The sequence below is a fragment of the Sphingopyxis sp. RIFCSPHIGHO2_12_FULL_65_19 genome, from assembly GCF_001830555.1.
Classification (GTDB): Bacteria; Pseudomonadota; Alphaproteobacteria; order Sphingomonadales; family Sphingomonadaceae; genus Sphingopyxis.
Map to the genome: position 1 here is coordinate 1 of NZ_MIAM01000034.1, position 22,549 is coordinate 22,549.

Below are 22,549 nucleotides of genomic sequence, written 5' to 3' on the forward strand. Positions count from 1 at the left end.
AATTGGCCGCGATCGTTTTGTCGATCAGGTCCGACCGTTTGCGCGCGAAGGCGAGCGCATCGGCATAGCCTTTCGGCGTCAGCGGCCCCTGGTCGGTATAGATGGCGAAGAAGCCGCCATCGAGATGGCCGTCCTTCATCCGCGGAATGTCGAGCTGCGCCATGTCGTCGGTGAGCGCGTGCCGATCGGCGAAGCTCCAGCCCGCACGCTCAAAATGGAGCGGCGTGTCGAGGTGCGTGTCGAGCACGAGCATCCGGCTGTGCAGCGGCGCCTCGGTCGCCTTGGGCTCGTCGCCGCCCGGCGAACAGGCGGTGAGCGCGGTGGCGGTCAGCAGAATGGCGAAATGCTTCACTTATTGTCCTTCACGGGCTTCAGGTCGAGATGCTGATAATCCCAGCTGAAATCGGCAATCTGGCTTACCGCCTTCATCGTCACGCCGGTGATATTGCCGTCGGCGTCGAGCGCGAAAGTGACATAGGCCGGTTCGATCGCTGGATCGTCAAATTCGGTGACGAAGCTGTCATATTGCCAATGTTTCAGTCGCCCCGCCATGCGCGGCGTTGACGTAAAGTCGATCGTCAGCCCGTTCGACGGCGCACCAATCACGATGTCGCCATACCAGGGATCGCGGTAGCGCCCGGCATAGCGCGCCGGTGGGAGCGAGGGACCGCTCTTCACCGGCGACGCCTTGGTTTGTTTCAGGAACGCCGCCCCACCAGCGAGCCGCGCCTGATACCAATCCTCCCACTTCGCGATCCAGCCATAGTCGTCCTGGTCCAGATAATGGTCGAGCAGGTCGTAAGTCAGCCCCAGCAGCATCCCGCTGTCCTCGCTGTTCATCATGATCGCAAAGCCGACATTTTTGTCAGGGATCATCACGACGCGGGTGATCGACCCGAATACCCCGCCGCCGTGCTGGATAATGCGGTGGCCGCGATAATCCTGAACCTGCCAGCCGAGCGCATAGGCCTGTTGCGTCGGTTGCGCGGGTTTCAACATATCGGGCAGCGGAGTGATCGGCATCGGGGTGACCGGCGCCCACATTTCCGCAGCCTGTTTTTCGCTGAACAGCCGCTTGCCGTCCGGCAGCGCGCCGTGCGCAAGCTGGATCTTCAACCACGCCGCCATATCGTCGGCACTAAGCGCAAGCCCGCCCGCGGGTGCCCCGTTGCGGCCCAGTTCGTCACGTTCATTCAGCGCCTGTTGCTGGCCGAGGCCGCGCAACGCCCCCGACAGCCGGGCGTGCGGCCATGATCGGTTCGCGATGCGGAAACGGTCCTCGCTGTCGCTCGTCGCGTTGTTCATGCCGCCTGCGCGCAACACGCGGTCGCGCATGAATATTTCCCATGTCTGCCCCGTGACCTCTTCGATCAGCTGGCCTGCGACGGCATAAAGGATATTGTCATAGGCATAGGCCGAGCGGAAACTCGTCACGGGTTTGAGGTGAGCGACGCGTTCTACCGTCTGCTTGCGCGTCAGATGTGTGCGCGGCACGAACATCAGATCGCCCTGCCCCAGCCCCAGCCCGCTGCGATGGACGAGCAGGTCGCGGATCGTGATCTCGCGCGTGACCCATGCATCATACATGCGAAACCAGGGCATATGCTTGATGACAGGATCGTCCCACGCAATCTTGCCCTCGTCGACCAGAATCGCCAGAGCGGTCGCGGTCATCGCCTTGCCGGTCGATCCGGTCTGGAAGATGGTTTGCGCATCGACGGGCGCCGGCTCGCCGATCTTGCGCACCCCCCATCCGCGCGACAGCGTCGTCTTGCCATTTTCGACGATCGCGATCGACACCCCGGCCGCTCCGACTTTCTTGCGAAGCGCCTCGACGCTGGCGTCGACGTCGGCGGGCGGTTCGGCCCAGGCTGGCGCAGCGACCGACAGCATCAACGACAGGGCAAGCAGGCGAACGGCTTTCATTGCGAAGACTCCATGGACATGGGGGCAGCAGGACGCAGCAGGCGCCACACGCCGACGGTCAGCAGCGGCAGGACAAAGACGGCAAGGAACAGCCAGGCGAGGAAGCGGTAGCCGCTCGCGATCAGGTCGACGAGCCCGACGCGCGACGCGACGAACATGCAACCGATCAGCACCACGCCGCCGATTGCCGTGCGCAGGCCGACGCCGATCGGCGGGCGTCCGCGCGCCTCGACAACGCCGGATACCCGTTCGTTGATGGCATGGATGGCCCCTACCCCGCTTTCGAGCAGCGCAGCGAAAATCATCAATTGGAACAGGATATGGAATCCGGGCACCGCCATCTGGCGCAACAGGAAGTCGGAAGGCAGCGTCTCTCCGCCGATCGCCGGATAAAAGGCCATCATCGCCACGAAAAACAGGATGGCCGGCAGCATCGTCAGCGGCCCCGCGATCAGCCCCGCAACGACGGCATCGCGCTGGCTGGTCAGGTGGCGTAGCACGGGCAGGATAACGACCGCACCGACGATATTGTAGCTCGCATAGGTGAGCCCGCCCGCTATCCAGTTTCCGGATGGCGGCGGCGACGTCGCAAAACCGTCGCTGATCAGGCCGCCGAAGCTGGCAAGCGCAAAGACCAGAAAGAGCGCATAGACCGCATAGATCAGCATCGAGGCATATTTGAAAAGGCTTTCGACAAGCGCGGTGCCGAAAGCGGTAAAGCCAAGGATTCCTACGGCCAGCATTACCGAACCGGCAAGGTCGGGCCAGCCGAAGGTTGCGGCACCGATCGCGCCTGCCGCCGCCCCGAACACCGCGAGGATGAGGATGACGAAGATCAGATAGGCGATCTCGAACGCGATCCACGCCGGGCCAAGCAAGCCTTCAAAAAAGGCGCGATAATCATATGTCCCCATTTTGCGCGCGAGCGCAAAGGTCAGTGCGGCGACCACGCTCCAGATCAGCGTGGCGAGCAGCATCGCGGCGAGCCCGCCCCATGGTCCCGACGGCACGAAATATTCGGCAAGTTCGCGCCCCGTCGCATAGCCGCCGCCGATAATGACGGCCTTCAGCGCGAAACCGGGCAGCAGGAAGCGCTGGAACCAGCTCGACCTGCTACCCGTCTCGCCCACACTCATGCGAGAATATTTTCGACGAGCGCGTCGAAACCGGCGCCGCCGCGGATCGGGTCGGCGACGGGAAGCCCCAGGCGGTCGCTTTCGGCCGCCATCAATGCCGCCGCCGCCGCGGCGTCATAGCCCGACGTGTTGAAGCTCACCCCGCCGCAACGGATCGCTGGATTGGTTCGGCTACCAAGCCGGATCGTCAGGTCGATGACCTCATCGACCGAAGGCAGCGCAAAGCTCTCCATGCCAAGGATCACCGTGCGCGTCGGGTCGTGACAGACGACGAAAACATCTGGCTGGCTGCCGTGAAGCAGGCCGAGCGACACCGGGGCATAAGCGGGATTGAAGATCGAGCCCTGCCCTTCGATGACGTCCCAATGGTCCGCCGGCGCATCGGGGCTCAGCATTTCGGCCGCCCCCGCTTCAAAGTCCGAAACCACTGCATCCATCGGCATACCGCCGCCCGCGATCATAATGCCCGTCTGTCCGGTCGCGCGAAAATCGGCATCGAGACCGCGCGCGAGGAAAGCCCGGTGCAGCGCGAGCGCGGTATATTTCTTCCCAAGCGCACAATCGGTGCCGACGGTGAGCAGTCGTTTGCCGCTGCGCTTGCGGCCGGTGCCGACCGGAATTGCGGGCGGCGGGGTGCGGATATCGATCAGTCGCTGCCCCGTGCGCCGAGCCGCCTCGACCAGCGCCGGAACGCCGGTCAGCTTGGTGTGCAGTCCGCTGACGATGTCGAGCCCCGCCTCCATTGCTTCGACCAGCACTGCGACCCACGCTTCGCCTATAATCCCGCCCTGATTGGCGACGCCGATCACCAGCGACCGCGCACCCGCCGCCCGCGCCTCGGCGGGAGACAGGCGCGGCAGGCCGGTGGACACCGTGCAGCCGTCGATCGCCCACTCCCCTGTGCAGCGATCGCCGGCCCAGTCGGCAAGGCCGAATGCGGTCTTCGCATAGCTGGCCTCGGTCGTGTCGCCCAGGAACAGCAGATAAGGCTGCGGCAGGGTCATGCTGTCGGCCAGCCTGCCGATGGGCGCGTTCATCTTTTCCAACTCCAAAACGATCAGAAGGCCATGTCGAGCGCGACACCGACAGTCCGCGGCTGGAGCGGAGAAATGCCAAGGAAACTGGGCTGATTGAGCCCGTCGGCAAAGGTCGACCGCGCCATCTCGCCCTTGTTGTCGAGCAGGTTGCGGGCATAGGCGCGCAAAGTCCAGTGATCGTTGAAGGTGATCGAAGCGTTGAGATCGACCGATGTATAGGGCTTGGCGCGCGCGACCAGCGGGTCACTTTCGACCAGCGACAAGCGGCTGCTGGCATGGCGGACGCCGATGCCGAAACTGCCATTGTTGCCGCCGCCAAGCTCGAACACATAGTCGGCACGAACCGCGCCGCTGAATTTCGGCACCGCGGGCAGACGGTCGCCATCGAAACCACTGATTTCCGGCACATCTTCGCTGAGCGTGGCGTCGGTGTAACTGCCGGTCGCGCTCAGCGTCAGGCCTGCGGCGGGGCGCAGCGCGATATTGCCTTCGATCCCCTTGCTCGTCGCCTTGCCGCCGTTGGCGCCGCCGGACACGCCGCCAAAGGCGCGGACGACCTGGATGTCGGTCCAGTCCATCCAGAACAGCGCGACATCGACCGACACCATCCGATCGGCGAAATCGGCCTTCAGCCCGACCTCGTAATTCTTCATCCGGTCGGCATCGACCGTCGGCGGCACGTTGGGAACAATGACGTTCGGGCCACCGGGACGATAGCCGGTCGCGAGGCGCGCGTAGAGCATCGCGTCCTCATTGATGTGGAACTGCGGGCTGATCGAGTAAGTGAAGACATCTTCGGACGATTTGCCCGGATCGTCGGCCTGCGGAACGATCGCGCCCGAACTGATCTGGCGGAAGGTCTGGTCGTTGCGCGCCCAACGCAGCCCGCCGGTGATTTCAAACTGTTCGCTGAGCTTGAAGGTGGCGTTGCCGAAGACCGCATATTCCTTGTAGGTCGCGGGCAAGCCGACCGTCGCCAGCGGATCGAGCCCCGGGATCGGGTTGCCCGCCATGTCGAAAGACCGGACCAGCTGCGAATTGCTCGTTTCCTCGTCGGTGAAGAAGCCGCCGACCAACCATTCAAAGCGGCCGCCGCTGGGGGAAGCAAGGCGCACCTCCTGCGTCCATTTCTTGAGCCCGAGATTGAGCGCGAAGGGCGTGATGCCCGGCGCCACCGTGCCGCCCGTCAGCAGCGGAAACAGGACGCCGAACGCATAGCTCGCATCCTGAACCTGCGCGCTCTGCGTCTTGCTGTAGGTTGTCGCAGAGGTCAGCGTCGCGGCGCCGAAATCATAATCGATCGTCGCCGAATAATAGTCGAGATCGACGTCGAAGGATTCGGGCACGAAATTGTTGAACGAACGCCCGTCGCCCAGTCGCTCGCCCGTCAGGTCGGCGGCATAGAGGCCGTTGCCTTCGGAATCGAGCGATTGCCAGATCCCGGCGAGCTTCACGCTGAGGTCGGGTGTCGGCGTCCACAACAATGCGACGCGGCCGCCGCGCTGTTCATAGTCATTCTGGTCCTTGAGCGCGGCATTGTTGACGCTGTCGACCCAGCCCGGCGTGCTGCGCCAGGCAAAGCTGCCGCTGACGGCAAGCTTGTCCTGGACGATCGGAACATTGACCATCGCCTGCGCGCCCCAGCCAAGCCCATCACCGCCCTTGATCGCGAAACCTTCGACGCCCGCCTTCACGCTGAACGCATTGGTGTTCGGCTGAACCGTCACATATTTCACCAGCCCGCCGATCGAACTGGCACCATATAGCGTGCCCTGCGGTCCCTTGAGCACTTCGATCCGTTCGAGGTCATAGGGCATGAGGTCGATCGTAAATGCCCCGGCGCGGTTATAGATTGCGCTCGATCCGACCGGCGCATCGTCGAGATAGATGCCGACGGTCTGGCTGGCATTGAGCGGCGCGACCCCGCGCAGCGTGATCGTCGTCTGTCCCGGCGTGCCGCTGTTGCTGACGTTCATGCCGGGGACATAGCCCGCATAATCGACGAGCGAGGCGGACCCCTGCTCCTGCAAGGCCTCGCCGTTGACGACCGCAATCGAGATCGGCACATCCTGCACATTCTGCGTGCGCTTCTGCGCGGTGACGACGATTTCGCCGCTCGCCTCGACGGCGGCCGCTTCCTGCGCCTGCGCCGGCATCGCCGCCATCATGGCGGCCAAGCTTCCTGCAATAAAAAGTCCCTGTTTCATCGTCTTACCCCCAGACTTGGGCGAGCAGGCGGCGAAAATTGCCACCGAGCACGGCCCGGATGTTTTCATTTGAATAATTGCGGCGGATCAGTTCCTCGGCGAGGTCGAAGGTCTTGAGCGGATGATCGAACCCGTCGATGTCGATCTTGTCGCGAAAGGCGTAGCTGCCCTTGTAGCTGCCCTTCAGCAGCGCATATTCTTCCGGCTTCATATCGTCATAGCCATGGAGATCGGCGTCGGAGCCGATGCCGACATGGTCGATCCCGACCAGCTTGGCGACATGGTCGATATGGTCCGCCATGTGCCCGACATTGGTCGGGTCGGTCGTGCGCACGAACATGCGAACGCCGGTGATACCCATGACCCCGCCCTTCGCCGCAAGCGCCTTGATCGCGGCGTCGGTCTTGACGCGCGGATGATCGACCAGCGAGCGGGCGTTGCTGTGGGTGATCGCGATCGGCCCCTTGGCGATGGCGATGGCGTCGAGCGTGGTCTTGTCGCCGCAGTGCGACACGTCGACGAGCATCTTTTGCTTTTCCATCTCGGCAATGATCGCGGCGCCATAATCGCTGACCCCGCCGTCGACGCGTTCGGTGCTGCCCGAACCGATCAGGTTCTGGGCGTTGTAAGTGAGCTGGGCGCAGCGCAGCCCAAGACGGCGAAACAGCGCAACATCCTCGATCTTCTCGAAATGCTCGGCGTTCTGGATGCCCATGATGACGGCGCATTTCTGCTCCGCCTTGGCGCGGTCCAGATCCTGAACCGAATCGACCAGCGTGAAGACATGGCTGTTGCGACCGGCGAACCCTTGCCAGCCGGCGAGAAACTCGAGCGCCTGGCTCTTCGCATCCGGCCCGCCGAGGCCATAGGCGTTGTGGAATCCCGTAATGCCAGAGGCCTTGAACTCCGCCGCTTCGGCGTCGGTCAGCCGGTGCGCGATATAATTGGAATCGAGGGTGATCTTGAGCGGCGCAAGCATGTCGATGACGAGCGACGAAGCGACCACATCGACCGCGCGGCGCGAATAACGGCGCCCCGGCGCGGCTGCAAAGGCATATACGCCCCGGTTGATCATCGGCGCCGACACAGCAACACCCACCGCGCCCGCGATGGCCGCGCGGCGCGTCATCTGGAACGACGTCGTCATCCCAACCTCCCTTTTATAGCTTCAGATGCAGACTATTGTCCTAATCAGAAAATTGTCAATCTGTTTAGGACATAAAATCGTCATCAACGCGCAATTTTATGGACCAATCAGACGAAGACGCTCGACCCGAAGGCCGAGCGTCCGATTCCGAAGCCCCATCAATAGACCATGTCGAAACCATAGAGATGGAAGGCGAGCGTCACCCAGACGAGGATGAGTGCGGCGAGGATGAGCAGGATCGCGCCAAGCTTCATCGTCCACCGGCGCTTGTCCTGAATGCTGAGCCACAGATGCCAGGCGGCCGTCGCAAGCAGGCCGAAGGCGGCGAGCGGCGTCAAAACGCGCAGCAGGTGGATCAGCCAGTCGAGCGGGCCGCCGAGGCTGCCGATATCGGCCGAGAAGGCGGCAATCATCCCGATCCAGCCAGCCAGCGCCGCAATCGCCAGCCAGGCGAAAATGCGCGACAGGCGGTAGGCGCGGCGCGCCTTGCCCTCCAGCGCAAAATCCGCCTTGAAGCTGCGCCGTACCAGCGCCCGCACCGGCCATGCCAGCGCCGCGAGAAGGATGATCCCGAAAGCAAAGATCAACGCAGGATTCAACCAGGCGGCGTTGACGCCGGCCGGGGCCGGCTCGAACACCATGAAGGGCGATCCGGCATCGACGCTCCAGCGGACGACGCGGCCATCCTTGACCACGGCGGCCAGACGTTCGCCGGTCCCGGTATCGCGCCACACAAACGGCTCGACCTCGACCCAATCGCGCGCGCCCGCACCCATGCCGTCGAGTGCGGGCAAGGTGATCTTGCCGTCCTCGGTCAGCGAGATCGTCATCTGGCCGAGCAGGCCAAACAGGCTTGCAAAATTGGTAAAGCTGCCGCGGCTGCTGATGTAATTGCCTGCCATCATCTGGGCATGTTCGCGCGCTGTCTTAGCATCGACCTGACCGGGCTTGTCGGCACCGGGAAGGTAGCGGTCGGCGAACTTGTGGAACAGCGCGCTGCGGATCGCGCCCGCGTCGCCCTGCGTCCCCGCACTGTTCATCGAGATATAGACGCCGATGTCAGCGTCGGGGAAAAGCCACAGATAGGAGTGGAACCAGACGGTATCGCCGCCGTGCGCGATCGCGCGGTGGCCGTTGACCCATTGTTCGTAGAAACCAAGCGCCATGCTGTTGAGCGGGCCGACACCGGGCGCCTTGAAATCGTGCATCTGCTTCGCGGTTTCCGGCTTCATAAGGCCCGCGCCATCACCCAGGTGCGCGATCATGAACTTGCCCATGTCGGCGCCGCTCGCCGACAGGCTGCCCGCGGGTGCCGGGACGACGATCTCGAACGGCTTGGGCTTTTGCGTGATGTCGGGATAGCCCTTGGACATATGCGGCGCCAGATTGGCGGGAAGCGGCTGGCGGAACGTCGAATGCGCCATGCCCAGCGGCTTGAAAATGCGATTGTCGACATAATCGTCGAAATCCTGGCCGCTCACCCGTTCGACGATATAGCCCGCCAGGGCGGTCGCATAATTGGAATAGGCGGGCGTCGTGCCCGGCGCGAAAACGCGTTCGGGCAGCGCCAGCGGCATCTGTTTTTTCAGCGCCATCACCGCCTTCGGGTCGCTGCTGATCAGATGGCGGATCGATTCCTCGAAACCCGCGGTGTGCGTCATGATGTTGCGCATCGTCACCGGCTTGCCCTGATAGGGCGGGATTTTGAAATCGAGATAGGCGTTGATGTCCTTGTCGAGGTCGATCTTGCCCGCCTCGACCTGCTGCATCACCGCGGTCCAGGTCACCAGCTTCGACACCGATCCCGGGCGGAACAAAGTCGTCTCGGGCAGGACCGGCGCGCGCTTGGCGACGTCGGAGAAGCCATAGCCCTTTTGGAGCACGACCTGATCGCCGCGAACCACCACCACGACCGCGCCGGGGATGCGAGCCCGCTCGAGCGCATAGGGCAAATATCCGTCGAGCCAGGCCTCGACATCCTTGGCGTCGAGGGCGACGGGCGCCGCGGCTGACTTGGCGACCGGCACCGCCGCATCGACCTTTTTAACTGTGGGTGTCGGCACTGGCCCCTGCGCCGCCAGTGGCAGCGCGGCAAAAGCCGCCAACCCGATCATCACCTTGCGGATGAAACGCATCGCTTTCCCCTTTTCTTTGTCGCGGCCTGTCACACCTTGCAGCGAGCCGCGCGACCCCTTACCAAGGGACCAACTTCCGTTAGCCCGATAGGGACATAATGATCCTGATTGGAAAATTGTCAAATATGGAATGGAAAAACTGATGGCGGACCGTTCACAACCGCCCACGCTCGGCACGGTGATGAAGAGCATCCGGTCGCGAAACGGCTGGACGCTCAAGGAAATGAGCGCGAAATCGGGCATCCCGGTATCGACGCTGTCGAAGGTCGAACATGACCGCCTCACGCTCAGCTACGACAAGTTGCAGCAACTCAGCCAGCGGTTGAACATCCGCATGTCGGACCTGTTTGCCGAAGATGACGAGGACCAGACTCCGCGGGTGACCGGCCGTCGCAGCATCGGCACGATCGACCAGGCGGTGCGCGTCACGACCGACAATTATGATTATCACTATCTGTGCACCGACCTTCGGCAAAAGCGAATGATCCCGATCATCACGCGAATCCGGGCGCATAGTGCGCGCGAATTTGGCGACCTCGTTCGCCATCAGGGCGAGGAGTTCATCTTCGTCCTTGAAGGCGAGGTCGAAATTCACACCGAATTTTATGATCCGGTCGCGCTCAAGACCGGCCAGGGCATCTATCTCGATTCGTCGATGGGCCACGCCTATGTCGTCGCCGAGGGTTTTGAGGAGGCGCTGGTGCTCGGCGTCTGCTCGAGCGCCGACGACGGGTTGATGGATTCGCTGATGAGCCTGCACGGCTGACCATCCTGCATTGGAGAAATTATGGCATCGCACCGACGCTTCGCACTGTCCCTGATGCTGCTGTGCAGCGCGATGCCGGTGTCGGCGCCGGTGATCGCAAAGGCGCCGGCCTATGACCTGATCATCCGCGGCGGGACGATCTATGACGGGTCGGGCAAGCCCCCCGTCGTCGGCGATGTTGCGATCAAGGACGACCGCATCGTCGCGGTGGGCACGGTTGCCGGCACCGCCACGACCGAGGTCGCGGCAAAGGGCATGGCCGTCGCGCCGGGCTTTATCAACATGCTCAGCTGGGCAACCGAATCGCTGATCGCCGATCCCAAGAGCCAGAGCGATATCCGCCAGGGCGTCACATTGGAGGTGATGGGCGAAGGTTGGTCGATGGGGCCGATCAGCCCGGCAATGAAGGCCCTTGAAACCGAGCGCCAGGGCGACATCAAATATCCGATCGAATGGACCAGCCTCGGCGATTATCTCGGCTGGCTCGAAAAACGGGGCGTGTCGACCAACGTCGCAAGCTTTGTCGGCGCGGCAACGGTGCGCGTCCACGAGCTGGGCGAAGGCGATGTCGACCCGACCCCCGGCCAACTGGCGCGGATGCGGGCGCTGGTCAGGCAGGCCATGAACGACGGCGCGATGGGGGTCGGCAGCTCGATCATCTATGCCCCCGGTTCCTATGCCGAAACCGACGAGCTGGTCGCGTTGACCAGCGAAGCGGCGAAATGTGGCGGCATGTATATCAGCCATATGCGATCGGAAGGCGACCGGATCGAAGAAGCCGTCGACGAGCTGATCGACATATCGCGCCGTTCGGGGGCGCCGGCCGAAATCTATCACTTGAAAATGGCTGGGCGCAGCAACTGGGGCAAGCTCGACGCCATTGTGCAAAAGATCGAAGCCGCGCGCGCCGAAGGGCTGAAGATCACCACCGACATGTACACCTATACCGCAGGCGCGACCGGGCTGGACGCCGCGATGCCGACGTGGGTGCAGGCCGGCGGGCTCGAGGAGTGGATCAAGCGGCTGAAAGACCCCGCGATCCGCGCGCGTGTCGCCGCCGAGATGAAACAGCCTGGCAGCGATTGGGAAAATCTCTATTTCGGCGCGGGCGCCGACAAGATGATCCTGTCGGGCTTCAAGAGCGACGCCTTGAAGCCGCTGACGGGCAAGACGCTGGCCGAAGTCGCGGCAATGCGCGGCAAATCGCCCGAAGAGACAGCGATGGACCTTGTCGTCGAGGATGGGTCGCGCGTCGGCACCGTGTATTTCCTGATGTCGGAGGATAATGTCCGCAAGCAGATCCAGCTGCCGTGGATGAGCTTCGGGTCCGATGCCGCGTCACAGGCGACCGAAGGCGTGTTCCTGAAATCGGGCGCGCACCCGCGCACCTATGGCAATTTCGCGCGCCTGCTCGGCCGATATGTCCGCGACGAAAAGCTGATCCCGCTCGAACAGGCCATATACCGTCTGACCACCCTGCCTGCGACCAATCTTCGCATCGCCGACCGCGGCGCGCTCAAACCCGGCTATTATGCCGATGTCGTCGTGTTCGACCCGGCGACGATCGGCGACCGATCGACCTTTGAAAAGCCGCACCAATATTCGGTCGGGATGCGCGACGTATTCGTCAATGGCGTCGGTGTGCTGCGCAACGGCGAACATAGCGGTGCCACGCCCGGACGCGCGGTGCGTGGTGCGGGCTGGAACCGCTGCTCCTAGACGTCAGTCAGCCGTCGCCGTTGTTCGGCGGCTGATTTGAGCAAAAAATCATGCGGCAGGCCGATCCGCACGTTCGCCTGCCAAAGCGGGACAGCACGGTCGACATGGCGATCGGCCGGTCGTCCGGCGAGGTGCCGCGCGGGGCACGGCGAAATCGATCGCCGTCCCCAGATACTCGCCCTGCATCGGCAAACGCGCCGCGCCATGGGCCTGCTTAGAAATCATAACCCACGGTCAGGCCATAGGTTCGCGGTTGGTTGGCAAAGCGCACCACGACGTTCGCGTTGCTCGCGACCGCAGACCAATAATATTTGTCGAACAGATTCTTCGCCCACAGCGACACCGACCAGCCGCTCTCGTCCTTGAGGCCCAGGCTGGCGTTGACGGTGCCGTAAGCGTCGACCTTGTACAGGTCGAGATCCTCGAAGATGGTGTTCGACTTGCTCTGGTAACGCGCGCTGACCGCGCCGGTCAGGTCCACCGTGTCGCTGACCGGCGTGTCGTAGGCGAGCGTCAAACTGCCCTGGAATTTGGGGCTGTAGATGAATTCGGCGCCATCGAAATTTTCCGGCTGTCCTGCGGCGTTGGTGCCGTTGTAACCGTTGATCCGTGTGTTCAGATATAGCGCGTTGGCCGCGATCGTCAGCCCCGCTGCCGGACGGATCGTCAGTTCGCCCTCAACGCCATAGGCTTCGCTGTCGGGCACATTGTCGAGGCGCGATAGCGCCGTGTAAATGGGGTCGGCGAAATAGGTGCTGATCTGCTTGTCGCGATAATCATAATAGAATGCCGACAAATTGGCCTGCACCGCACGGTCCGCCAGCGTCGCCTTCACCCCGATTTCATAGGCGGTGAGCCTTTCCTGTTTCACCGGCGCATTCTGGCGGGCGAGGTTGGCGGCGTTGATCGGCGTCGTGCCGGATTTATAGCCGCGCGACACCGACGCATAGAGCAGCGTATCGTCGTTGGGCGACCAGTCGAGCGCGACACGCCACGCGACGTTATTCTCCTTGAGCAGCGACTGCACCTCGCCAAAGGTGCCGGTTACCGGGTCGAAGGTGTTGCACTGTCCCTGCGCAATCTCGGCCGCAAGCACACCATAGGTTTGCAGGTAGAGCGCGCGGTTCACGACATTGACGTTGGGCAGCATATTGCCGTTGAAGTCGCGCGAACAGCCGTTGTAGCGCTGCTTGTCCTCGGTATAGCGGACCCCTGCCGTAAGCTTCAGCTGCTCGGTCAGTTCGGCATCGGCGTTGCCGAAAAGGCTCCATGTCCTGGTGCGGATACGACCGAAGTCTTCATAGGTGCGGAAAGCTTGGCTGAGCTGAAGCGGCGTGTAGCCGCCCGAATTGAAGATCGGGCTTGCCAGAAGCGGCGCACCCGCCGCACGGATCAGCCCGACGTTGGCGTTCTGACCCAGCAGCGTACGGTTGGAATCGATGATGCGGTCGTTGGCATAATAGCCGCCGACCAGCCAGTTCACCGCCCCCGCCTCGCCCTCGACATGCAATTCCTGCGCAAAGCTCTTGATCCGCCCGACCGTGTTCTGGAGCAGGATTTCAAACGGCGCGCCGCTCCAGTCGGAAAGCGCGTTGCGTTTGAAGTCGTTGTAGCTGGTGAGCGAGACGAGCTTCATCCTATCGCCCAGATCCTGGTCCCAGCGCAGTTTCAGGCCCCAGAAGCGATTGTTTTCGGCCAGCGGGCCGTCAAGACCGAGGCCCGTGCCGATATCGGCCGAACGCCCGGCTTCGGGCGCCCAATCGGCCTGGCTTGCCTTGGTCGGGAAATTGCCGGCGAGATAGGCGGCGAGACCCGTGGCGTTGAAGAAGCGCGAATTGCTCGTGCCGGTGGCGGGGTCGGTTGCGGGGGTGAAGCCGACGCCCTGCCCCGCAACCGTGTCCGACTTGTTGCGCCACCAGGTCACGGACAGGTCGAAATGCGTGCCGGGTGCCGGATCGATCGCCAGCGCGCCGCGCACGCCGAGTTTCTCGACCTCGCCCAGCCGCTCGCCGCGGCTGTTGCTGACCTGCCAGCCCTTGTCGCTATTCTCGCTGCGAAAGGCGATGCGCGCCGCGATGCCCTCGCCCAGCGGGCCGGAAAGATGGCCGCCGATATTGTAGGTCTGGTAATTGCCGAGATCGGCCTTGATGCTACCCTCAAAGCTGTCGGTCGGCTTGGCGGTGATGAAGTTGACCAGCCCCGCGGTCGTGTTGCGGCCATAGAGCGTGCCCTGCGGTCCCTTGAGCACCTCGACCCGCTCCAGATCCATCACCGGCCCGGTGTTCATAATCGGGTAGGCGTAAGCGACTTCGTCCACATAAGTGCCGACGGTCGAGGTCGAAGACAGGTTGATCGTGTTGAAACCGATTCCGCGCAGCGTGTAGGTCGGCACGCCCTGATAGCTTTGCGACACGGTGAAGCTTGGCGCCACCGTCGTCAGGTCGCGCATGTCGGTAACGCGCAGATTTTCAAGCGTTTCGCCGTCCACCGCCTGGATCGCCATGCCGACGTCGTTCATCGATTCGGCCCGGCGCTGCGCGGTGACGATGATGTCGCCCTCGGCCGCTACCGCGTCGGCCGGCGTTTCCTCGGCAGCGAATGCCGGCACGGTCAGGGCCAGCCCCATCGCCGAACCCACGGCCAGGAAAATACGCATTGCCCTCATCACTCATCCTCCCTCAAACAGCTTGTCGCCGGGCCCGTCTTTGTGCGAGCGTCATGCAAAACCGGACCGTGACAGAACAAAGGATTGCGGGCGGCGGAACAAGCTGACACCTGTGTCAGGATAGTGGAGGGACGACCGCGTGACCGAGCAGAGGCCTGAATGCTGGGCAGAAATGCCGGCGCTGATCGCGTCGGTTCAGGCCGCCGGCGACGCGATCGGCTTGCCCTATGTCGCGGCACAGGCCGACCTTGGCGACCCCGAACCGATGAGCGACGAGGACGGGCGGCCCTATGCCGAAACCAGCTTTCACTGGGTCGATCCGAGCTATGCCTATTGGCGTGACCGCAAACTGGCGTTGCAACTCGCCTTCCTGACTGCCGCCCGTCTTGTCGCCGAACCTTTTTATTACAGCGACGGCCGCCTCGGCACCTGGCGCGCGACGCATCTCCTCGACGAGGTCGATTGCTCCCAAGCCCGCAGCACGCCCAATTTCGGCGAGGCGATCATTGCGCCCGTGCACCTGCCGCGCGGGCTGGTCGGCGCAGTCTTCTGGTGCTCGCGCGAGCCCGTCGGTGTTGAGACCATTTTTCCCGAGCATGCCGGGCATTTGCACAATCTGGCGGTCAAATTGATCGCGACGCACAACGAGGCCCGCGGCCGACCGCGTAACGCCACCGTGCCGCAGACGCTGACGCGGCGCGAGGTGCAATGTCTGCGCTGGGCGGCGGCGGGCAAGACCGATGGCGAGATCGGGATCATCCTGTCGCTGTCGGTCTCGACGGTGCGTTTCCACTTGCGCAATGCAGCGGCAAAGCTCGGCGCGACCGGGCGCGCACAGTCGATCCAGATGGCCGCGGGGCTGGGCTTTGTCGGGGCTCGCGCGGCCTGATGCAGGTGCCAGCTTGGCCCGGCGTCGCTCCACGCCCTAAGCTGGTCGCATGGACATGTTGAACGACCCGGCACTGACGGCTTTTCGCGACGAGGTTCGCGCTTTCCTGACCGCGCATTTGCCCGACCACATCCGCGAAGCGGCGACGCGTGCGACCAGCGTCTTCATCGATCCCGCCGTCTCGTTGCCGTGGCAGCATATCCTGCACGAAAGAGGCTGGGCGGCGCCCGACTGGCCCGCAGAATATGGCGGCCCGGGATGGAGCGAAATCCAGCGCTACATCTTTGCCGCCGAATGCGCTCATGCCGGCGCGCCGAACCTGGCCCCGATGGGGCTGAAGATGGTGGCGCCGGTGATCATGCATTATGGCAGCGCGGAACAGCGCGCGCATTATCTGCCCCGAATCCTGTCGGGCGCGGATTATTGGTGCCAGGGCTTTTCGGAACCGGGCGCAGGGTCGGACCTGGCCGCGCTCCAGCTGCGCGCCGTGCCCGACGGCCCCGACTATATCCTCAACGGATCGAAAATCTGGACGACTCACGCGCATTTCGCAAACCGCATGTTCGCGCTCGTCCGGACGTCGAACGATGGCAAGCCGCAGGCGGGGATCAGTTTCCTCCTGCTCGACATGGGCTTGCCGGGGATTACGGTCGAGCCCATCCGCACCCTCGCGGGCGACCATGAATTCAACCAGGTGTTTTTCGACGACGTCCGGGTGCCGCAGGCGAACCGCCTGGGCGGCGAAAACGAAGGCTGGTCGGTCGCAAAGCATCTGCTGACCTTCGAGCGCGGGGGGAAATATGCCCCGGGGCTGATCGGGCGGCTTGGGCGGCTGCGCGCGCGCGGCAACCTCGATCCAATGCTGCGCGCACAACTCGACCGCGAGGCGGTGACGCTGACAGCGCTACAGGCGCTTGAGCTAAAGGCGATGCGCGGGGTCGGAGGCGGCGCGGCCCTCTATGCCTCGGCGCTCAAGATCCTCGGCACCGAAACGGCGCAGCGGATCGACACGATGGCGTGCGAAATTGCGGGCCACGCAGGCTGGGCGGATGCCGACGGCCAGACGCCGGCCGAGTTGGCGGTCGCGGTGCCGCGCTACCTCAACGACCGGGCCGCCACGATCTATGCCGGGTCGAACGAGATCCAGCGCGACCTGATCGCGCGCGCCATGCTGGGTTAGACCCCTGCCTCGACAAACCGGGTGAGGAGTGCGCCGCGCGGACCGAAGCCGGCGGCGATCGCCAGCGCACGTTTGAAATGCCCGCCCAGGCTGAGTTCCTCGGTCAGTCCCATGGCGCCGTGGATCTGCACCGCGCTCTCGCCGACGATGCGCACCGCATCGCCGACTTCGATACAGGCGGCGCTGACCGCTTGCGCGCGGTCGCCGCTGTCCTGATCGACGGCAAGAATCGCCGTTTCGGTGAGCGCCGCCGCCTTCATCAACGCCAGCTGCATGTCGGCAGCGCGGTGGCGCAGCGCCTGAAACCGCCCGATGGCGGTGCCGAACTGTTGGCGCTGGCCCAGATAATCGACGCTGTCGGCGATCATTTTTTGCATCAGGCCGACCGCTTCGGCGCAGCGCCCCGCGAGGATCAGGTCGTTCGCATGGTCGATCAGAACACGCGCCGCGATCCCGCTGGCGAGCTGCGCCGCATCGCCCGATTTGAGCGTGAAGGCCAGATCGGCCGACACGCTGCCATCGTGCATGATGCGATGACGCTGTTCGACCTTGCCACCGTCGGCGGCGACGAGCAGCACGACATCATCGCTGGCGAGCAGCAGCAGGTCGGCCTCCGCCGCCCCCGCAGCCAGCGTAGCGGTGCCACGGATCACGCCGGCCTCGACGATCGGCATCGCCGCGGTCGACGCGGTGCAGATGATTGCGATACGCTGGCGGCCTTCCGCAAGGTCGGCCAGCGCCGGGTGTCCGGGCGCCGCCCGCGCCAGCACCGCTGTCGCCGCAACATGCGACAGCCAGTCGGCGCCAGCGAATGCGGGACCGAGTTCGGCCATCACGATCGCAATATCGACAATCCCGCCGCCGAACCCTCCGTCGCTTTCGGGAAGCGCCAGCCCCGCAAGGCCCAGCGATTCCGCAAGGTCGCGCCATCCGGGGCGCGGATTGTCGGCCAGGAACCGCTGGACGCTGTCGCGCAGCATCTGTTGTTCGTTCCGAAGCGGCAGATCGAGGTCGGCCATCTCAGATCGCCCACCCGGTGCTGCGCGTTTTTGCCATCTCGTCCGTCATCTGACCTCCCGCGCCTTTCCTGCAACGCGGCGCGTCCCGGGTCTAGCTGGTTGGTGTGGCAGGTGCGGTCGATCGCCGGTGCCGCCATCATATACTTAGCAATAAAACTATTGCATGGGGCGGTATGAACAGGGCGGGACGAGTCGGGAACAGCGCGCATATGGGCCAGGCGGGATGAACCCGATCTGGCTTCCCGCATCGCTGCTGGGCGGTTTGTTTCAGGCGTGGCGCACCGCGCTCCAGCAGCGCCTGCGCGCCCAGTTGAGCGTCAGCGGTGCGGGGCTTGTGCGCTATCTCTACGGCCTGCCCTTTGCGCTGGTTTTCGCGGGTGCATGGCTGACGATCCAGCAGGATCCAGTGCCCGCCTTCGGCGGCGCGTTCGTCGGTTTCGCAGTCGCCGGCGCCATCACCCAGATGGCCGGAACAATCCTGCTGATCATGGCCTTCGGGCATCGCGGCTTCGTCGTCGGCACCGCCTTTTCCAAGACCGAGGCGGTGCAGGCTGCGCTGGTCACCGCCCTGTTCCTCGGCGAACGCCTCCCCCTGCTGGCGTGGATCGGCATCATCGCCGGGGTGGCGGGGGTGCTGACGCTGGCGCTTGCAGGACGGGGCGTTTCGGGGCGCGAAATCTGGCGAGCATTGCGCCAACCGGCGGCCCTGTGCGGGCTGGGGGCCGGATCGATGTTCGCGCTCGCGGCCATTGCGGTCAAGCTTGCGACGGCCGAGTTGCCCGATGTCGACCTGATCGGGTCGGCGCTCATCACTCTGGTCGTCGTGATGACGATCCAGACCGGCCTTCATCTCCTGTGGGTCGCGTTGCGCGATCGCGACACGCTTCGCGCCGTGTTCCGGCAATGGCGCACATCGAGCCAGGTCGGCCTGTTGTCGGCGCTCGGTTCGGCATGCTGGTATGTCGGTTTCGCGGCCGCGCCCGCGGCGCTGGTGCGGATCGTCGGGCAGGTCGAAGTGGTGTTCACGATCGGTTTCGCCCATTTTTACCTGCGCGAGCCGGTTCGTTGGCACGAGGTCGCCGGACTTATGCTCGTCGTTGGCGGGGTGGTGATGGCGCTGCTCGCGACCTTCTAAAAGGCGGGGGCCTTGCTCACCATCGCGGGCAAGGGCCGGCCCATGACGCCGGTCAGCCACGCCGCCGCGTCGACCACCTGCGGCAAGGCCACGCCGGTCGGAAACCCGCTCTGGTCGAGCATATAGATCACATCTTCGGTTGCGACATTGCCCGCGGCACCCGGCGCGAAAGGACAGCCGCCCAGCCCGCCGAGCGATGCATCGACGGTCGCCGCGCCTTCGTTGATCGCCGCCCAGACATTGGCGATGCCGGTGCCGCGCGTGTTGTGAAAATGCACACGAACCGGAACGTCGCCGATGGCTTCGCGCACCCGCCCCACCAATTCCGATACTTGTGCGGGCACGCCGACACCAATCGTGTCGGCCAGCGCGATTTCGCGCGGGCGCGCATCGGCGGCGCGCTTCGCCATCTCGACGACGCGGTCGATCGGCACCCGGCCCTCGAACGGGCAGCCGAAGGCGGTGGCAATCGTGATCTGCCCGCTGCGCCCCGCCGCCTTCGCCAGCCCGACGATCTCCATCGCCGCGGCGAGCGATTCGTCGGAGCTTTGTCCCTGGTTGCGGATGCCGAAACTGTCGCTCGTCACGCACACGGCGCCCAGTTCGTCGATACGGCCGGACGCAATCGCACGATCGGCGCCGCGGCGGTTGAGCACCAGGCCGATGTAGGTCACATCGTCCCGTTCGGGCAGCATCGCCACCAGGTCTTCGGCATCGGCGAGCTGGGGCACTTTCGCGGGATTGACGAAGCTCGTCACCTCGATACGCCGGACGCCATAGCCGATCGCGTGACGGATGAGCTGGAGCTTGTCGGCGGTCGGGACGATCGTCGCTTCATTCTGGAGCCCGTCGCGCGGGCCCACTTCCACCATTTCCACCATCCGGTTTTTCAACATCTTGGCCCCGATTTGTCGCGAGTCATTTAGCAGGTTGAAAATTACATAGCATTCTAAGTATACAAAGACCATGGGCGAAGCGGCCGGGCGCTGCCGGAGTCGGTCCCGAAAGGAATTTTATGACGGATACAAGCAGCGGGGGCGCGCTGGAAGGCATCAAGGTCGTCGAAATGGGACAGCTGATCGCCGGCCCCTTTTGCGGCCAACTCCTGGGCGACATGGGCGCCGAGATCGTCAAGCTCGAACCCCCCGGCACCGGCGACCAGATGCGCAACTGGGGCCAGGGCGACCGTCCAAGCTGGTGGCGCGTGATCGCGCGCAACAAATATTCGGTCGCAGTCGACCTGCGGTCCGCAGAGGGCCAGGCGCTGGCGCGCGACCTGATCGCGAAGGCCGACATATTGATCGAGAATTTCCGGCCCGGCACGCTAGAAAAATGGAATCTCGATCCCATCGAACTTCGCAAGGCCAATCCCGGACTGATCATCGTGCGTGTGTCCGGATACGGCCAGACCGGCCCCTATTCGGCGCGCGCCGGGTTCGGGGGCATTGGCGAGGCAATGGGCGGCTGGCGCGGGATCGTCGGCTATCCCGACCTGCCGCCCGCGCGCATGGGGGTGTCGATCGGCGATACGCTCGCCGCCTCTTACGGGTGCCTGGGCGCGCTCGCGGCGCTCCATCATCGCAACAGGACCGGCGAAGGCCAGATCGTCGATTCGGCGCTTTATGAAGCGGTGTTGCAGGTGATGGAATCGACCGTCTCCGACTATTCGGCGAGCGGCACGAAGCGCCGCCGCACCGGCTCCACCTTGCCGGGGATCGCGCCGTCCAATGTTTATCCGTGCAAGGATGGCGAATATCTGATCGGCGCCAACCAGGACGGCGTCTTCGCGCGCCTTGCCACCGCGATGGGACGGCCCGAACTGGCGGACGACGAACGCTATGCCACGCACCGCGCACGGGGATTGCGGCAGGAGGAACTCGATGCGCTGATCGGCGAATGGACCGCGACGATGACGATCGCGGAACTCGAAGCCCGGATGGTCGAAGCCAGCGTCCCTGCGGGCCGTGTCTTCGATGCCGAGGATATGCTGGCCGACCCCCATTTCGCGGCGCGCGAGGCGCTGGTGACCATTCCCGACGAGGAACTGGGCGAAGTCACGATGCAGGGCGTCTTCCCGAAACTGTCGGCAACCCCAGGCAGCGTCCGCCGCCCTGCACCGCTGCGGGTCGGACAGGATACCGCTGACGTGCTGGGCCGCTGGCTGGGCCGGGAGGATTGATGCGATGATCATCCTTTACGGTGGCCCCACCCCCAACGCGCGCAAGATCGCGATCGCGCTCCTCGAAATGGGGCTGGAATGGCGGCTCGAATATATCGACATCCTGGCGGGCGACCAGTTGACGCCCGAATTTCTTGCGCTCAACCCCAACAATAAAACGCCCGTGATCGTCGACGAAGACGGGCCGGACGGCACGCGGTTCATTCTGTGGGAAACCGGCGCGATCCTGCTCTACCTCGCCGAAAAGACCGGACGCTTCCTGCCAGCCGACCCGGTGCAGCGCGCGATTTGCTGGCAATGGTTGATGTTCCAGGTGTCGGGCGTCGGCCCGATGTTCGGGCAGGAAGCGCATTTTACCCATTATGCCAAGGACCGGCACGACTATGCCATCGCGCGCTACAGCCGCGAGGTCGACCGGCTGATGATGGTGATCGACAAAAGGCTCGGCGAGACCGAGTGGCTGGCGGGCGCTGACTATACGATCGCCGACATGGCGACCCTGCCCTATCTGCGCCGCCAGCTCATCGAAAAGGCGGGGCGTTTCCCGAACGTCGACCGCTGGGGCGCCGCGATGCTTGCCCGCCCCGCGGTTGCCGAAGGCATGAAGGCCGGCGTCGCGCGCGCCGAAACGATCGAGGGCGGGCTCACGGGCTTTACCGACGAACATCGCGCGATCCTGTGGGGCGACAGGCAGCACGCGAAACGTTGAGCGGCTATACAACCCCCGCCAGCGTCGGCGTCTGTTCATAATATTCGATGAGCAGTTCGGTGAGTTCCCGTATCTTTCGCGCGGGGTGCTGGCTGGGCGGGCGGACGACATAAACACCCGCCGGCGGCGGAAGATGGCGCGTCATGACGGGGACGAGCGCGCCCGAGGCAACATAGTCATGCGACAGGCCGTCGGGGAGATAGCCAATCCCGAGTCCGGCCACCGCCGCCGCTATCAACGCCGTCCCGTTGTCCGCCTTGAAACGCCCCTGCGGACGGACCGTTACGACCCTGTCGCCGTCCATGAGCTGCCAGCTTTCGGTGCCCTGCATCAGCGCCTGATGGGCGACGAGCTCGTCGGGTGTCTCGGGCGCACCATGCGCTTCGATATAGGCCGGGCTGGCGAGCAACCGTCCGTACATCGGGCCGATACGGCGCGCGATCAGGTTGGAGTCCTGCAGATAGCCGACGCGGATCGCGCAATCATAACCCTCCGCGATCAGATCGACGAACCGGTCGGTGTAACAGGTCTGGAGATGAAGTCGCGGATGGCGGCGCGCCATTTCGGCGAGCACGGGCGCGAAATGGGTCGGGCCGAAAGTCAAAGGCGCGGAAACCCGCAAGCGGCCGCGGAGTTCGCCCGCGGGAAGGATGGTTTCCCTCGCCACGTCGATCTCGGCGCCGGCTCTGGCGGCATGGTC

18 protein-coding genes are annotated in these 22,549 nt (G+C 64.2%); 7 read left to right on the plus strand and 11 right to left on the minus strand.

Translation table 11 applies throughout. The features are described 5' to 3' along the window. From A3E77_RS10585 to A3E77_RS10615, 7 genes are all read right to left on the minus strand, one after another. Window positions 1-352: membrane dipeptidase (locus A3E77_RS10585; protein WP_293645703.1), on the minus strand; the 352-nt coding region annotated here is incomplete at its 3' end. Beyond that, a complete protein-coding gene (locus A3E77_RS10590; RefSeq protein ID WP_293645704.1) occupies window positions 349-1,926 on the minus strand; it encodes a serine hydrolase in 1,578 nt (525 codons plus the stop codon). The genes A3E77_RS10585 and A3E77_RS10590, both read right to left, overlap by 4 nt. After that, window positions 1,923-3,062 carry a YkvI family membrane protein gene (locus A3E77_RS10595; protein WP_293645705.1) on the minus strand — a complete coding sequence of 380 codons (1,140 nt, stop codon included), beginning with the start codon at window positions 3,060-3,062 and terminating at the stop codon, window positions 1,923-1,925. The genes A3E77_RS10590 and A3E77_RS10595 overlap by 4 nt, the downstream gene beginning before the upstream one ends. Then, window positions 3,059-4,099: a DUF1611 domain-containing protein gene (locus A3E77_RS10600; protein WP_293645706.1), complete on the minus strand. Its 1,041-nt coding sequence runs from the start codon at window positions 4,097-4,099 to the stop codon at window positions 3,059-3,061. Before A3E77_RS10600 ends, A3E77_RS10595 begins: the two co-directional genes overlap by 4 nt. Before the next feature lie 20 nt (window positions 4,100-4,119). Beyond that, the gene (locus tag A3E77_RS10605; protein ID WP_293645723.1) at window positions 4,120-6,267 is read right to left on the minus strand and encodes a TonB-dependent receptor; all 2,148 of its coding nucleotides are present in this window, start codon (window positions 6,265-6,267) and stop codon (window positions 4,120-4,122) included. 43 nt (window positions 6,268-6,310) lie between these two features. Next, window positions 6,311-7,453: a dipeptidase gene (locus tag A3E77_RS10610; RefSeq protein ID WP_293645707.1), complete on the minus strand. Its 1,143-nt coding sequence runs from the start codon at window positions 7,451-7,453 to the stop codon at window positions 6,311-6,313. Window positions 7,454-7,611: 158 nt separating this feature from the next. Beyond that, on the minus strand, window positions 7,612-9,588 hold the full coding sequence (locus A3E77_RS10615; protein ID WP_293645708.1) for a serine hydrolase domain-containing protein: 1,977 nt from the start codon (window positions 9,586-9,588) through the stop codon (window positions 7,612-7,614). A 142-nt stretch (window positions 9,589-9,730) separates the two neighbouring features. On the opposite strand from A3E77_RS10615, the gene A3E77_RS10620 reads away from it, so the two are divergent. Then, window positions 9,731-10,354: a helix-turn-helix domain-containing protein gene (locus A3E77_RS10620; protein ID WP_293645709.1), complete on the plus strand. Its 624-nt coding sequence runs from the start codon at window positions 9,731-9,733 to the stop codon at window positions 10,352-10,354. A gap of 21 nt (window positions 10,355-10,375) precedes the next feature. Then, window positions 10,376-12,073, plus strand: coding sequence for an N-acyl-D-amino-acid deacylase family protein (locus A3E77_RS10625; protein WP_293645710.1), 1,698 nt, complete (start codon window positions 10,376-10,378; stop codon window positions 12,071-12,073). Window positions 12,074-12,287: 214 nt separating this feature from the next. Here A3E77_RS10625 and A3E77_RS10630 read toward each other — a convergent pair whose 3' ends face one another. Beyond that, window positions 12,288-14,738, minus strand: a complete 2,451-nt coding sequence (locus A3E77_RS10630) for a TonB-dependent receptor (protein WP_293645711.1) — start codon at window positions 14,736-14,738, stop codon at window positions 12,288-12,290. Between the two features lie 139 nt (window positions 14,739-14,877). Between A3E77_RS10630 and A3E77_RS10635 the strand changes: the two genes are divergently transcribed. Together A3E77_RS10635 and A3E77_RS10640 are read left to right on the plus strand one after the other, a co-directional pair. Further along, window positions 14,878-15,627, plus strand: a complete 750-nt coding sequence (locus tag A3E77_RS10635) for a helix-turn-helix transcriptional regulator (protein ID WP_293645712.1) — start codon at window positions 14,878-14,880, stop codon at window positions 15,625-15,627. 49 nt (window positions 15,628-15,676) lie between these two features. Next, window positions 15,677-16,807, plus strand: a complete 1,131-nt coding sequence (locus A3E77_RS10640; protein ID WP_366652634.1) for an acyl-CoA dehydrogenase family protein — start codon at window positions 15,677-15,679, stop codon at window positions 16,805-16,807. On the opposite strand, the gene A3E77_RS10645 is transcribed toward A3E77_RS10640, so the two are convergent. Further along, entirely contained in the window at window positions 16,804-17,826 is a 1,023-nt protein-coding gene (locus A3E77_RS10645; RefSeq protein ID WP_293645713.1) for an acyl-CoA dehydrogenase, read from the minus strand. The genes A3E77_RS10640 and A3E77_RS10645 overlap by 4 nt on opposite strands. A gap of 223 nt (window positions 17,827-18,049) precedes the next feature. Here A3E77_RS10645 and A3E77_RS10650 point away from each other — a divergent pair, with 223 nt between their 5' ends. Further along, window positions 18,050-18,961 (plus strand): DMT family transporter, encoded by a 912-nt coding sequence (locus A3E77_RS10650; RefSeq protein ID WP_293645714.1) that lies wholly within the window; start codon window positions 18,050-18,052, stop codon window positions 18,959-18,961. Here the strand turns inward: A3E77_RS10650 and A3E77_RS10655 are convergent. Then, window positions 18,958-19,842, minus strand: a complete 885-nt coding sequence (locus tag A3E77_RS10655) for a hydroxymethylglutaryl-CoA lyase (RefSeq protein ID WP_293645715.1) — start codon at window positions 19,840-19,842, stop codon at window positions 18,958-18,960. The two genes, A3E77_RS10650 and A3E77_RS10655, sit on opposite strands and share 4 nt — an antisense overlap. Before the next feature lie 134 nt (window positions 19,843-19,976). Here A3E77_RS10655 and A3E77_RS10660 point away from each other — a divergent pair, with 134 nt between their 5' ends. Both A3E77_RS10660 and A3E77_RS10665 read left to right on the plus strand, forming a co-directional pair. Further along, window positions 19,977-21,140: a CaiB/BaiF CoA transferase family protein gene (locus A3E77_RS10660; RefSeq protein ID WP_293645717.1), complete on the plus strand. Its 1,164-nt coding sequence runs from the start codon at window positions 19,977-19,979 to the stop codon at window positions 21,138-21,140. Window positions 21,141-21,144: 4 nt separating this feature from the next. Further along, window positions 21,145-21,849 (plus strand): glutathione S-transferase family protein, encoded by a 705-nt coding sequence (locus A3E77_RS10665; protein ID WP_293645719.1) that lies wholly within the window; start codon window positions 21,145-21,147, stop codon window positions 21,847-21,849. A 4-nt stretch (window positions 21,850-21,853) separates the two neighbouring features. On the opposite strand, the gene A3E77_RS10670 is transcribed toward A3E77_RS10665, so the two are convergent. Then, window positions 21,854-22,549: substrate binding domain-containing protein (locus A3E77_RS10670; protein ID WP_293645721.1), on the minus strand; the 696-nt coding region annotated here is incomplete at its 5' end.